The organism is Galbibacter mesophilus, from assembly GCF_023721415.1.
Classification (GTDB): domain Bacteria; phylum Bacteroidota; class Bacteroidia; order Flavobacteriales; family Flavobacteriaceae; genus Galbibacter; species Galbibacter mesophilus.
In genome coordinates this window covers 115350-128312 of sequence record NZ_JAMQVC010000005.1, presented here as the reverse complement: position 1 = coordinate 128312, position 12963 = coordinate 115350, and the positions used below count along the sequence as shown (strand labels likewise).

The 12963-nt window shown below is 37.1% G+C and carries 11 protein-coding genes; 5 read left to right on the top strand and 6 right to left on the bottom strand.

Going from position 1 to position 12963, the window contains the following annotated elements; translation table 11 throughout:
- The first annotated feature begins 255 nt into the window (after nt 1–255).
- Together NDQ75_RS15100 and NDQ75_RS15095 are read left to right on the top strand one after the other, a co-directional pair.
- A complete protein-coding gene (locus NDQ75_RS15100; RefSeq protein ID WP_202029810.1) occupies nt 256–750 on the top strand; it encodes an RNA polymerase sigma factor in 495 nt (164 codons plus the stop codon).
- Nucleotides 750–1367: a hypothetical protein gene (locus tag NDQ75_RS15095; protein WP_202029811.1), complete on the top strand. Its 618-nt coding sequence runs from the start codon at nt 750–752 to the stop codon at nt 1365–1367. The genes NDQ75_RS15100 and NDQ75_RS15095 overlap by 1 nt, the downstream gene beginning before the upstream one ends.
- Before the next feature lie 604 nt (nt 1368–1971).
- Here NDQ75_RS15095 and NDQ75_RS15090 read toward each other — a convergent pair.
- From NDQ75_RS15090 to NDQ75_RS15080, 3 genes are all read right to left on the bottom strand, one after another.
- Nucleotides 1972–4752 (bottom strand): prolyl oligopeptidase family serine peptidase, encoded by a 2781-nt coding sequence (locus tag NDQ75_RS15090; RefSeq protein WP_202029812.1) that lies wholly within the window; start codon nt 4750–4752, stop codon nt 1972–1974.
- Between the two features lie 128 nt (nt 4753–4880).
- Nucleotides 4881–5684 carry a lysophospholipid acyltransferase family protein gene (locus tag NDQ75_RS15085; RefSeq protein WP_202029813.1) on the bottom strand — a complete coding sequence of 268 codons (804 nt, stop codon included), beginning with the start codon at nt 5682–5684 and terminating at the stop codon, nt 4881–4883.
- Between the two features lie 219 nt (nt 5685–5903).
- On the bottom strand, nt 5904–6545 hold the full coding sequence (locus tag NDQ75_RS15080; protein WP_202029814.1) for an NUDIX hydrolase: 642 nt from the start codon (nt 6543–6545) through the stop codon (nt 5904–5906).
- Between NDQ75_RS15080 and NDQ75_RS15075 the strand changes: the two genes are divergently transcribed.
- The gene (locus NDQ75_RS15075; RefSeq protein WP_202029815.1) at nt 6546–7274 is read left to right on the top strand and encodes a peptidylprolyl isomerase; all 729 of its coding nucleotides are present in this window, start codon (nt 6546–6548) and stop codon (nt 7272–7274) included.
- 3 nt (nt 7275–7277) lie between these two features.
- Here NDQ75_RS15075 and NDQ75_RS15070 read toward each other — a convergent pair whose 3' ends face one another.
- The 3 genes from NDQ75_RS15070 to NDQ75_RS15060 are packed head-to-tail and all read right to left on the bottom strand — an operon-like array spanning nt 7278 to nt 11032.
- Nucleotides 7278–9674 carry an alpha-L-rhamnosidase-related protein gene (locus tag NDQ75_RS15070; protein ID WP_202029816.1) on the bottom strand — a complete coding sequence of 799 codons (2397 nt, stop codon included), beginning with the start codon at nt 9672–9674 and terminating at the stop codon, nt 7278–7280.
- Between the two features lie 3 nt (nt 9675–9677).
- Entirely contained in the window at nt 9678–10289 is a 612-nt protein-coding gene (locus tag NDQ75_RS15065) for a trimeric intracellular cation channel family protein (RefSeq protein ID WP_202029817.1), read from the bottom strand.
- The gene (locus tag NDQ75_RS15060; RefSeq protein ID WP_202029818.1) at nt 10289–11032 is read right to left on the bottom strand and encodes an RDD family protein; all 744 of its coding nucleotides are present in this window, start codon (nt 11030–11032) and stop codon (nt 10289–10291) included. Before NDQ75_RS15060 ends, NDQ75_RS15065 begins: the two co-directional genes overlap by 1 nt.
- A 30-nt stretch (nt 11033–11062) precedes the next feature.
- On the opposite strand from NDQ75_RS15060, the gene NDQ75_RS15055 reads away from it, so the two are divergent.
- The gene (locus NDQ75_RS15055) at nt 11063–12040 is read left to right on the top strand and encodes a stage II sporulation protein M (protein ID WP_202029819.1); all 978 of its coding nucleotides are present in this window, start codon (nt 11063–11065) and stop codon (nt 12038–12040) included.
- Nucleotides 12027–12962: a hypothetical protein gene (locus NDQ75_RS15050; RefSeq protein ID WP_202029820.1), complete on the top strand. Its 936-nt coding sequence runs from the start codon at nt 12027–12029 to the stop codon at nt 12960–12962. Before NDQ75_RS15055 ends, NDQ75_RS15050 begins: the two co-directional genes overlap by 14 nt.
- The last annotated feature ends 1 nt before the right edge of the window (nt 12963 follow it).

Here is a 12963-nt window from a genome sequence, read left to right as displayed (position 1 = left end):
ACAAATTCATCAATAATTTTTAAGAAAATTAATCTTTTATAGGTTTTCTAATTTACGTGAATTGTATTTCTAATGACATTATCAATCCTTAAAACTCATGACTCTTGGTTCTTGACTCCCGTCCCCTGACTTCTGTCTCCCGTCTCCCGTCTCCCGTCTCAATAAATAATTACCACACATATCATTGAATCCTATATAAAAATTGTAACAAACCATTATCTTTAGCTACTAACTATATCAGAAAGCAAACTGTTAGTGACAAAGGAACTGGAACATAATTTTGTTAAGGAGCTAGAGGAAAATCAGAATATCGTGCATAAAATATGTAAGATTTATACTGATGACGCCCATGCTCATAACGATTTATTTCAGGAAATTACCATACAGCTTTGGAAAGCTTACCCAAAGTTTAGGGGTGATGCCAAGTTTAGCACATGGATGTACCGAATTGCATTGAATACAGCCATTACGTTATACAGAAAATCGAAACGGCAAATACGTACACAAGATTTCGATGCCGTTGTACACAAAGTCAAATCAACCGCTTATGATGATACCGAGGAACAACAACTTGCCTTAATGTACGACGCAATCAAGCAATTGAACGATATTGAAAAGGCGCTTGTTTTTCTCTATTTGGAAGACAAAAACTATAAAGAAATATCAAGTACAATGGGAATTTCTGAGGTAAATGCACGCGTGAAGATGAACAGGATTAAAACAAAACTTAAAAATATATTGAACCCCTAATGGACGAGTTAGAATTTTTAAAGAAAGATTGGCAGAAGAAGGAAAAGGAGCTTCCCAAGTTATCCTATGAAGCTATTTATGCCATGCTATGGAAGAAATCTTCTTCTTCCATTAAATGGATATTTTACATTAGCTTAATCGAGCTAGGCATAGGCATTTTATTGAGTATTTTTTACCACCCCTCTTTTGAAAAAGACTTTCCAATGCCAACGTTCTTGAATTGGTTAACCTACGCTTCTGTCTTGGTTATCTTTTACTTCATATTTAAGTTTTATAAAAATTACCGAAGGGTTTCCACAACATCCTCCGTTAAGGGATTGTTGGAAAGTATTATAAAAGCAAGACGTACTGTACGCCACTACATTGTTTTTAATATCAGCTTTGCAGGAATATTGGGCATTGTAACTATTGTTTACGTTTCTATACAGCAACAAGGCGGTTGGGATAGCTTTGTAAGCGGCGCCGAAACGAAAGACTATTTAGTAATTTTTGTAGTTGCTATTGTTTCTACCGCCATTATTGTTGGTTTGTTCTTGGGTATTTATTATTTGCTCTACGGAATACTAATGAAACGTCTAAAAAGAAACTACCGAGAACTAAAGAAAATAGAGGTGTAAAAAAACAAAGCTTACAATTTTCATTGGATTTGATGTTGACTGAAAACGTCTGCAGATAAGACTCACACTCCTTGGCACCAGTGCTATGTGATGTCTCCTTTCAGTCGACATGACGCAGTAGTCACTAGAAGTCACACTCAGCTGGGAAGAAGGTTTATGTGATGTCTCCCTGCAGTCGACATGACGCAGTAGTCACTTCGAATGTAATGAGAAGTCACGCTCAGCTGGGGAGAAGGTGTACGTGATGTCTCCTTTTAGTCGACATGACTTATTAATTAGAAAAAAGTAATCTTTGGTCATTAAAAAGTATATTTCAGTTGAAAGAAAGTAAGTTTGAGTTGACAAAAAGTAAGCTTCAGTTGGAAGAAAGTTGAATAAAGTAGCTAGAAAGTAATCTTCAGTAACAAAAAAGCAAGGTTCAGTAAGTAAAAAGTAAAATGAAGTTACTAAAAAGTAATTCTCAGTTAGAAGAAAGTAAACTTCGGTAGGCAGTACGTAAAACAAAGTTAGGGGAAAGTAATTTTCAGTTAAAAAAAAGAGGTCGGACATTCAAGAAAGTCCGACCTCTGTGGTTTTAAGTTAAAGCGCTTTACAGAATAGCGATTTAATACCCTTTATTAAATTCTTTTTCCACGGCAGGTCTGCCTTTTTTCATCCATTCTGGGGCTGGTTTGTCTTTTAAATAATGGTCGAAAAACTGCATCATTCGTATAGATAAATCTTTTCGGTTCCCCCAGCTCTCCCCTTTTAAATTATGCGGTTCGTTGTTGTAGGATAGCATCCAAACGGGCTTGTTTAATCTGCGGAGTGCAACAAAGAACTCAATTCCTTGGTACCAAGGCACTGCGCCATCGTCGTCGTTGTGCATCATAAGAAGCGGAGTGGTAATTTCCGGAACTTTAAACAGTGGGGAATTCTCCATGTACAAATCCAATTTGTCCCACAGGGTACCGCCAATCCTACTTTGCGTGTGCTCGTACTGAAACATTCTGCTCATACCGCTACCCCACCGGATTCCGCCATAAGCACTCGTCATGTTACTCACAGGTGCTCCAGCCATAGCGGCCGCAAACTTATCGGTTTTAGTTATAATGTAAGCAGTTTGGTAACCACCCCAACTCTGTCCCTGCAAAGCCAAATTATTGCTATCTATAAAACTGTATTTTGCTTCCATGGCCTCGATACCACTCACAATACAATTGTAAGCACTTTCGCCGGGATAGCCTTCTTTATAAATAATGTCTGGGATAAACACTACGTAATCGTTACTGGGGTAAAATATTTTATTAATGGTAGATCTACTGGGTGTAGGGTGATAAAACTGGTGATAAGAATCCGATTTCAGTTCGTAAAAATAAGACACCAACGGGTATTTTTTATTCGGGTCTAAATCCTCTGGAATATATAGTAGTCCCTGTAGTTTTACTCCGTCATAATTCGTCCAACTTTCTAGGGAAACTTTTCCCCATTTATATTGATTCAGCTGTTTTTGCCCTTGGGTAACCTGTTCTGGATTCTTAAAAGCTATATCGGTCTGCCATAAATCTGGATATACGGTATACGATTCTTTTGTAAAAACGAGTGTTTCTGCATTTTTCGCTTTCATCGGATTACCATATTGGAAATCATCTAAAACAATGCTTTTGAGCGCGCGTTTGTTGAGCAAATTAGCAAATGCAAAACCAGCTTTTTTTGTTTCTTCATTAAAAACAGATACCAATGTTTTCTTCGGAAGGATAAACTCTTCTTCTTCATCCAACTGAAGATATCTGTAAACCGTTTTGGTATCCCGACCATTTGAAGTTACATTTTCGGGTGCTTTACTTCCGGAAGGGTCTATTTGCCAGATATCATAGCGGTCGTAAATAAACACCTCATCGTCGTTCTCTGTCCAACCTGCTATTCCATAAGGTCTTGGCTCGCTTGGCGTATCGTTTCGTTCATCATAAAAAGGAACTTCAACAGAAGTGGTTAAGGCTATTTTTTGCTTGTTAGAAAGATTTATAGAATAATAAATACTGTCTAATCGGTTGTAATACACCGCGTACTTTTGTGCAGGCCCCAACCAAACATTGTTTTGCCCATCAACCAGTTTAGATTTCTCGCCAGTTTCGGTATTAATTAAATAATAGTCATCTAGAAACAAAGCCGACCACGAAGCGGCTCTTTTATAGGCTTCGTTACTGCTACCAATCGCAAATTTGGCATCTCCTTCTTTATATACCCTAACCGAAGGCACCAACGTATCTGCCAATTGTACAGCGCTGTTTTTGCTGAAATCATACACCGCCAAATACGTTTTATTCTGGTCTTTCTTAAGATTTACTTTTTGCATGGGCTGCAGCTCCTTGTCGGTCCACGACCAAACATCGAGCTTTGCCCTTTCCGCATTTAGAAGGGTATCTTTTGGATGTTCAATATTCGCTTCTGCTGTCCCGAAATACAAACGTTTACTGTCTTCAGAAAAATAAACATCTTGATTTTCCGAAGGTAACCACCCTTTTGGGAGTCCGTCTATTTTTTCTTTTGAAAGTGCTTTCGTATTTGAATTTGACCCTGTAAAAAGTTCATAATTTTTGACATCACTAGTGTCTTTAGAACGTAAAAATGCCCATTTGCTTCCGGAATTGTCCAAAACCGTTTTCTTAAAAATACCTTCCGAAGTAAAAACGGTATCCGTCTTTTTAGCTTCAGCATTAAACTTTACAAGCTGGGACGTAGTCTTTATAGAATCTTTTTCTTCGGAAGTGATTAGCAACTGGTTTGCTGATTTTGCCCAAGTATAATCTGCCGTATTCTTGAACACCAAACTGTCTAAGGAAATAGGATTAAAAGCCACCAAAAGCGTATCATTTTCGGTTTTCTTCTTCTTTTTATCCTGTTTAAGCGAATCTTTTTCCTTCAGCAAGGAATCCTTTTCCTTTTTTACTACAGTTTTGTATGCCAACCAATTACCCCCTTCTTCTGGTAATTTAAAGCCGTAATTGTTTGCATATTTTAAGGTTTTACGAGAATTCAGTACAAAAATGGCCAAGGTATCTTTACTCTTTTTATTCTTCTTGGTTTTCTTGGTATCTTCTTTTCGTCGAACCTCAATAGGCGCTTTTATTTTGAAAGCCACAAAACTGCTATTTCCATTAATTTTAGCACCGTACCCTCTAGGAATAGAATCTGTATTGCCATTGCTAAGGTTGGTAATAACCAGCGTACCGTCTCCCATTCCGGGATTGTATTCGTACACCAAAAACTTCCCATTTTCTGAAAGTTGTTTGTTTTCAATTTGTTTCCAAGTATCGAAATCTGCTACGGAAATGGATTTTTTTTGTGCTGTTGCAACAATAACGAAAAGTAGCCAAAAGGCTGTAAGTAAGAAATTACGAACCATTGATGTTTTTTGTTAAATGATAAAATGAATTGCGAAAACCCGAAGATACTTAATAAAATGGAAATGGTTTTAATTCACAAAAACATTGAAAACCTAAAACATCAGAAAAGAAAAATCCTAAATGGTAATTAATACTGCCACTGACGGGTTTTATTGAGGTCTTCCATTTCTGCAATGGCATTTTCTGGCAATACCTTTAAAAAAGAAGGGTGTTGCTCGATAGCATATTCTATTTTTTCAACAATTTCTGCAATCGACTCATTATCATAATCAATTTCGAGTGGTTCTTTGATAACCATCGATTGAAGAATTCCTTTCTTTTTTACACGAAGTCCTTTTCTGTCGAATGACCTTCTAAAGCCGTCAATTACTACAGGAATTACAATGGGTTTATATTGCTTTATAATGTGTGCGGTACCTTTTCTAATTGGCTTCCACGGTCTTGTTGTTCCCTGCGGAAAGGTAATCACCCAACCATCATCCAATGCTTTTTTAATATTGGAAATATCACTGAATTTTACCTGCCTGTTTACGTCTTTTCCATCGGATCGCCACGTACGCTCTATACTAATAGAACCGGCATACGCCATGATTTTTGGAAGCAAACCCGATTTCATAGTTTCTTTGGCGGCAACGTAGTAAATATTTAATTTGGGTTGCCATAAGTAACTTACATCTTTTAACGAATCATCACGACCGCTAAGACTGGCATTAAACACATGGAACATGGCCACCACATCTGCAAAATAGGTCTGGTGGTTGGAAATAAAAAGCACGTTGGTATCGGGAAGGTTTCTAATAATATCCGACCCTTCAATTTGTAGCTCATTAAAACCGCGGTAACGTCTATGCGTCATTAACCCGGCAACACGAATGAGCCACTTTTTTAAAAATAATATATGTCCGAAAGGATTTTTCTTAAACAATCCCATTATTCTTCGTTAAATTTCTTCATTTTACAAGACTATACCACTTTCTATTTGAAATGACTGCATTAAAACGCCCTTTTTTACTTTCTATTTCAGAATAAAAAGAAAACGTAGCTATGGCTATGTCTTAGTTTTCTTCTTTATATAAAGAAAAAAATAATCATTTTCTTTTTCAGTAATTTCAAACAAAAACTGGTATTACAAAAATACAAAATCTAAAACTTAGATTAAGGGTTTAAACAATTCTTTAACCTCACTGAGCATCATGGCGGTAGCGCCCCAAACGGTATAATTATTTAATTTAAAGGCAGGTACATTTATATTTTTTGCATAGGAAGTGCTTAGATTTTCTTCAAAAATGGAATTATCGTCCATAAATTCATCAAAACTTACTTCAATAATAGCCTCTACTTCATCTTCTTGCATGGTGAAGGAAAGCATTTCCTTACTCACTCCAACAAAAGGTTGCACCATAAAATTACTAGGAGGAATATAAATTTCTGACATTCTCTTGACCAATTCTATTTTCTTTGGTGAAACGCCTACTTCTTCCCAAGTCTCCCGCAAAGCTGTTTCAGCAATGTCTTTGTCAGAAATTTCTACCTTTCCCCCAGGAAACCCCACTTGATTGGAATGAACCCCATTGTACGTTTTCCTAAGTATCAGTAAAAGTTTTGTTTGTTTTACTTCATCGGGATAAAACAGACTCACTACCCCAGCCCATTTTGGATTCCTTTCTTCTATATTGATAGCCTCCAATTCTTTATTACGCAATAAAGGAGCCATTTTATAATGCGATTCTTGCCCTGGAAGCGGCATATTTTTTATTTTTGGAACCAAATTGTAAAAATCAGCAAAGTCCATATGCACTATTATACCATTAGATTATGTACCCTTATCGGGTTGTTACTTATAATAAGTTGTGGTGAATCCCCTAAAAAAAATGAGGATACTTCAGCAGAAAAAATCAAGGATACTGTAGCCATAGATTCTGCCAAAATTAAAGAAGAACAACGTAAAAAGAAAGAAAAAGAGCGTTTTGTACTTACGGAGGAAAATGCGATTCCTTTTTTATTTGAATACCAAAAAGAACATAAAGAGCATATTGTAAAAATAAATACATCGCTTGGCAGTTTTACGGTTGATCTTTACGATGCTACCCCATACCACCGCGCTAACTTTATTTACTTAACCAAGAAAAACTATTTTAACAATACCTATTTTCACCGAGTGGTTAAGAATTTTATTATTCAAGGCGGAAATACGGATATGACTTCCACTGCAAAGAAAAGAGACAGCATTGGTTTCTACTTGCTTCCGCCGGATACCGACAAAGGTTTGAAGCACGACCGTGGCGTGATGTCTATGCCCAGCAGCGACGATGTTTCCAATCCGCACAAACTGGCTTCGCCATACGAATTTTTTATTGTGACTGCTAGGCACGGCGCGCATCACCTTAACGGAAAATATACTGCTTTTGGGAAAGTAATTTCTGGTATGGATGTGGTAGATAAAATTAACAACGTTCCCGCTGGAGACGACGAATGGCCTTTAAAAAATGTGGTAATAAAGTCGGTTGAGATTATAGAGTAATCTTTATTGATACGTTAAAACAACCTCCAATTGATTTCCATTTCCCATGGCAATATAACGTCCTTTTGAGGACTCAATTCTTTTAGGTTTAAAAGGCTTAAATTTTTCTCCATTCCATTCAATTGGGCATATAATCCTGATAGTCCAATCGGGATTTTGCTGTTTTACCTTAACCGATAATCGCTCTTTGTCTTTTTTAAATTCAACATCGATACTATTATTGGCAACTTTCACGTTTTTAATAGCGGCATTGTCCCAGCTCTCGGGCATCTGGGGTTGAATAATAACCTCCTTTTTGGCCGCGTTGGGTTGAATTCCAAAAAACTGCTTTACCAAAGGAATGGCATACGAATAGATATTCCACGCCTGTGTCATCATGCCATAATCTGGAGACACTTCATACATGCTGCCCGGAAGCGCATAACTAAATGTACGCGTCATTCGCTTTAAATAATCTAGTGCTTTATCAGGTCGGCCATAGTTATTCTCAGCAATAGCTTGAACACCCGTTGGGAGTGTCATTACCGCGCCTGTATAAGAAAATACTTTACTCCCTTTAAAAGAACCGTCATCTTTCCCTGCTGATTCATCCCTGTCGATACCCGTAACAAAAACACCAAACGGATTCACATATTTTTCGGCGGTATTTAATGCTTCAATAGCTTTTATGCTGTCTGCTATTTTCATTGCCATCGGCGTATTTACTACCCAATTATGGTACAGAACAAAAGGCCTATTGGCATCACTAGGATTTTGCAGAATTTTGTTTCTAGTATTTTTCAATTCGTTTACCGCCCATGGCTTATTCAAGGTATCTGCTCTAATTAAGGCATCTTCAATTAGGTGTAACGCTTCTTCGTCAGTCCCTATAAAGTCGGCGAAGGAATTAAATTCATCCGACCAAAATTCTTCATTTATCTTTTCCTTTAATTGGTTGGCTATACTATCAAAATAGGTTGCACTCTTGTCGTCATTTAAAACGGCTGCTATACTGGCTGCATCATTAAATCCGCGTTGAGAATAAGAAGCTACATCAATCATCTCACTATCCAATCCATGAATTTCCATCATTCCGAAGCCATCAGGAAAAAGGTTTCCATCGGCATCATTTTCCTTCATGAGCCAATGCAATCCTTTTTTAATAGTTGGGTAATACTCTTTTAAAAACCTTTCGTCACCATTCCATTGATAAACCTCCCAGATGAGAGAGGCAAACTGCGGGGTTTCGTTAATATTCCCCTTATTGAAAACCACTCCATTGGTAGAAACCTCGTGAACAATCCTTCCATTTCCATTGGTTGCCTCAGAAATACTATCCAGTAATTTTATAGTTTTATAAGCCGTCTCATGCTGGCCTACCGCCATATATCCCTGCAAAGCGTATTCGCTATCCACCCCAAACCACCAAGGGTAATCCGGTATTCCCGCAGCAATCCCAGTCCCAATTCCAGGAACGGTTGTTACCAACCAATCTGCATTGTATTTCAACCACCTAAAAGCCTTTTGAAGATCTTCATCGGGGATTTCCATTTGAGAAAAAGTTGCCAATTCTTGGTACCGTTCCTTCTTCTCTTTAAAAAGCTGTGAACTATTTGCCTTTAATCTATTTAACGTTTGCACAGCGCTTTCTTTACTGCTCGAGGAGCCAGCTATAAAAAAGGTAAGTGTTGTTTGTTCTTTCCCGTTTAAAGATAGCTTGTAAGAAAAGGTATTGGCTACACCTTTTCCTTGATAGTTTATTTTTTCTTCGGAAGAATTTACAGGATCCAAACTAGAACCTACAACTAAAAACCAAGGATTTTTTTCATCTTTTACTTCCCAACGATTTTCTGAAGCGTTGAAATATCCAATGTCCTTTCCGTCTTCAATACTTAATTTTTCCGACAACCAAGTGGGGCGCAAATCGGAATACCCCGTAAATGCAAAGGTAAAATCCGATTTCCTTTTGGAAGTATTTCGGATAACAAATTGAATAATTACTCCTTCGGTATCATCAGGCACAAATTGAAATCGTTTAACAGAAAGATTCTTTTCTTTTAGTGTGAATTCATGAAGGTTTGCAAAGGGATAATTCACGAAGCGATTTGCTTTGTTTAGGTCAAAACTGTCATCCCCTACTTTCATGACAACTTTAAAACCATCCATCAATTTTATGGGATGGCTCCAAATCCCTCCCATTTCTCCTTTTATATGCCACCCAAGCTCTGGAAAGGTTCCATTTTGATGCCCCACCATGTACAATCGGTTGCCAGGGGTTACAAAAGGAGAGTTGAGATAAGCATCTTTACCTTCGATATGCTCGGTGTCTTTTAGCAAACTTACCATATTGAATGGAGCTTTCTGAGCTTCCGTTTGAAGAAAAAACATAAATAGAATAAAGAAAACGTACTTCCGAAACATATTTTAATCTTTTTTATAAACTGAAGGTAATTTCAAACCATATTTTACCGCCAACAATCTAACCACAATCACTACAACAATTGGAATGGCAAAAATGATGTTGCCTTTTATTGGGAAAAGCGTCAGTACAAAATAACTTACTCCACCTAAAATACATGCGGTAGCATAGATTTCTTTTCTTCTGAAAATTACCGGTATTTCGTTACACAAGATATCGCGAAGTACACCTCCAAAACAAGCGCTTACCGTACCCAAAGCAATGCACATAATAGGATGAAGCCCAGCTGCCACTCCTTTTTCAAGTCCCACCACGGTATAAAGTCCTATTCCGATGGTATCAAACAGCAACAGCGATTTATTGAAATATTTCAACTGATTACGAAATAACACTCCAAAAAACACCGAACCCATAATCACGAACATATAAGTGGTATTGATAAGCCACGTTACCGGTGAAATCCCTAACAAAACATCTCGAATGGTACCGCCTCCCAATGCAGTTACAAAACCAATAATAAAAATACCAAACGGATCTAAACGCTTATTCATCGCAACCATTACACCAGAAATGGTAAATGCTACGGTACCCAATAAATCAATGATGTAGTAAAACATTACATGTGCTGTGTATAGTAATTATAATCCCGTAAAACGGTTTTTACAAAAGTATGTGAATTATCATGAACAGATTTTATTCCAGTAACTTCCTCTATTTTTTCTTTTAGCTTAAGCATGGTTTTATAGTCCTGCGCCTTTCTAGCGGTTTCATAAGTTTCCTTTATAATTCGGGCATCATTGTCTGATAAACGAATGACATCTGGATATGTTGGTTTGTAATCGTTCCCGATGTTTTCCAAAATGGTATGGTTAATGGTCACCTTGTCCTTCAATGTTATAACCGCTGTGCCCGCAGTAATATCTCCCAAACGCTGACTTTTGCTGCTTACAATTATTGAAATTAACCCAATGAGGCCGCTCATCATATTGATATCAATTATCCTGAAGAACCACCTGACTACATAATCTGGAAAGGAGGCTTGGTAGCCGTCTATTTTAACTACTTTTAATTTAAGCGCTTTTTTCCCAAGAGTCTGGCCTTCCAAAAGCGATTCAAAAGTAAGTGTGTAGAATATTACGGGTAGCAAAAAAAGAATGATAACCGCTCCAATCGACCAATTATCTAAAGGAGAAATCACCTCCCAAAGTCCGCCCAAATTAAAAATTAAATACCCAAAAGTGGTTACGTATGCTACTTTTATCAACAAATCAATGCCATAAGCCAGTATTCGCTCCCCAACCGAAGCTGCTGTAAACATAATATTTACATTTTGTGTAGTGTTAATTTGTAACTCTGACATTTTCTTGCTTAATTTAAACTTTTATTCTACATGAGGGAAGTTGCGTTTATCAAACAAAATAAAGAAAAATGGCTCAGCTTTGAAAGGGCTATTTTTAAGAATGAATTAAAAGATCCCGACGATCTCGCTTCCCAATACATCCATTTAATCAACGATTTGGCTTTTGCGCAAACTTACTATCCCAAAAGTAAGGTAATAAAATATTTAAACCAGCTTGCCGCTAAAGCTTTTCAAAAAATCTACCGTACCAAAAGGCAGGATACCAACAGAATTCTATATTTCTGGAAAACCGAAGTTCCCCTCATCATGTATGAAAACCGAAGATATGTGGTGTATGCGTTTACTTTGTTTCTTTGTTTTGTGAGTATTGGCATTATTTCCGCAGCAAATGACGATACTTTTATAAGACTCATCCTAGGCGATAGCTATGTAAATACCTCTTTGGAGAACATCAAAAATGGTGACCCCGTGGCCATCTATAAAAGTGGCAGCAATTGGGGAAGTTTTGTGGGCATCACTTTTAACAATCTGTATGTAGGAATAAAATCTTTTATGCTAGGCGTTTTTGGTGGCGTTGGTACCGCTTGGGTATTGCTGCAAAACGGAATTATGTTAGGCGCCTTTCAGTATATGTTTCAGCAGGAAGGTGTATTTTGGGAAAGCGTTCGCGGAATTTGGATCCACGGTGCCATGGAAATATTTGCTATTGTTATTGAAGGTGCCGCAGGATTACTTTTAGGAGCCAGCATTCTTTTTCCTAAAACTTTTTCGAGAGTCGATTCTTTTAAAATGGGAGTGAAAGAGGGTGTGAAAATTTTAATCAGTACGTTTCCTTTTACCTTCGCCGCTGGTTTTTTGGAAGGATTTGTAACCCGATATTCCAATACCATGCCTCATTTTTTATCCGTTGGAATTATACTTATCACCTTAAGCATTATTTCATATTACTATTTAATCTATCCCCGTTTGGTATATAAAAAATCAAAGAGTCATTATGCAGCTTTATAAATCCAGAACGTTTAGCACGTATATTTCAGATACGTTTGCTTTTTTAAAAGAAAATGGGAAGCATTTTTACAGAAACTATTTCATAGTAAATGGGGTGTTTTTGTTAATACTTTTGGTGTTTACTTTTATCTTCTCCCGCATTTATGGCGATTTACTATTTGAAGATGTTACCAGTTCCAGCTATGATAATTCTTCTTTGACTTTTGCAAGTGGAAACGAATTGTTATTTGTTGTGTTCTCCCTTTTGTTTGTTCTGGTTGCGGCCTGCATCGGTATTATCAACTATGCCTATACGCCTCTTTATTTTACGCTTTACGACAAAAACAACGGTTCTAATTTTTCTAAAAACGAACTCTTTTCAGCATTAAAGAAAAACCTCGGTAAGTTCTTTATTTTTATTTTAGCGGGAATTATAGTTGCTATTCCTGTTTTTATCGTTGTTTTTATCGCCGCCGCCATTTTAATAGTAACCATTATTGGAATTCCGTTGATACTAATCCCCCTTGCGTGGCTTGCTCAATTTTACTTTATCGCTTTTATTGAGTATTTACAAACGGACAAAGGAGTCTTCAGTTGTTTTTCTTACAGCTTGAACCTCTCTTTTACTAAATTCTGGAGCACCAACGGTTCCGTAGCCATATTTTATTTTATGATTCAGGTGGTTCAAGGGATTGTTACCTTAATTCCTTATATCGTTGGCTTGGGTTCTATTTTTATGGTTCCCACCGATGAAGCCATGGACAGCAGTTCCAGCACCGCTTTTTTCACTATGATTGTCGTGGTGTATATGGTTTCTTTTTTTCTAAATTTATTTCTGCTTACCGTTCTTCAAATGAACCAAAGTATTATCTTTTATAGTTTAAAGGAAGAAACTGAAAATATCCATAGTAAATCTGTCATCGACGAAATAGGAAACCACTAAA

Excerpts from the sequence above, each read along its gene's own strand:
- NDQ75_RS15095 (WP_202029811.1), top strand. The coding sequence starts at position 750 with ATGGACGAGTTAGAATTTTTAAAGAAAGATTGGCAGAAGAAGGAAAAG.
- NDQ75_RS15090 (WP_202029812.1), bottom strand. The coding sequence starts at position 4,752 with ATGGTTCGTAATTTCTTACTTACAGCCTTTTGGCTACTTTTCGTTATT.
- NDQ75_RS15085 (WP_202029813.1), bottom strand. The coding sequence starts at position 5,684 with ATGGGATTGTTTAAGAAAAATCCTTTCGGACATATATTATTTTTAAAA.
- NDQ75_RS15080 (WP_202029814.1), bottom strand. The coding sequence starts at position 6,545 with ATGGACTTTGCTGATTTTTACAATTTGGTTCCAAAAATAAAAAATATG.
- NDQ75_RS15075 (WP_202029815.1), top strand. The coding sequence starts at position 6,546 with ATGCACTATTATACCATTAGATTATGTACCCTTATCGGGTTGTTACTT.
- NDQ75_RS15070 (WP_202029816.1), bottom strand. The coding sequence starts at position 9,674 with ATGTTTCGGAAGTACGTTTTCTTTATTCTATTTATGTTTTTTCTTCAA.
- NDQ75_RS15065 (WP_202029817.1), bottom strand. The coding sequence starts at position 10,289 with ATGTTTTACTACATCATTGATTTATTGGGTACCGTAGCATTTACCATT.
- NDQ75_RS15060 (WP_202029818.1), bottom strand. The coding sequence starts at position 11,032 with ATGTCAGAGTTACAAATTAACACTACACAAAATGTAAATATTATGTTT.
- NDQ75_RS15055 (WP_202029819.1), top strand. The coding sequence starts at position 11,063 with ATGAGGGAAGTTGCGTTTATCAAACAAAATAAAGAAAAATGGCTCAGC.
- NDQ75_RS15050 (WP_202029820.1), top strand. The coding sequence starts at position 12,027 with ATGCAGCTTTATAAATCCAGAACGTTTAGCACGTATATTTCAGATACG.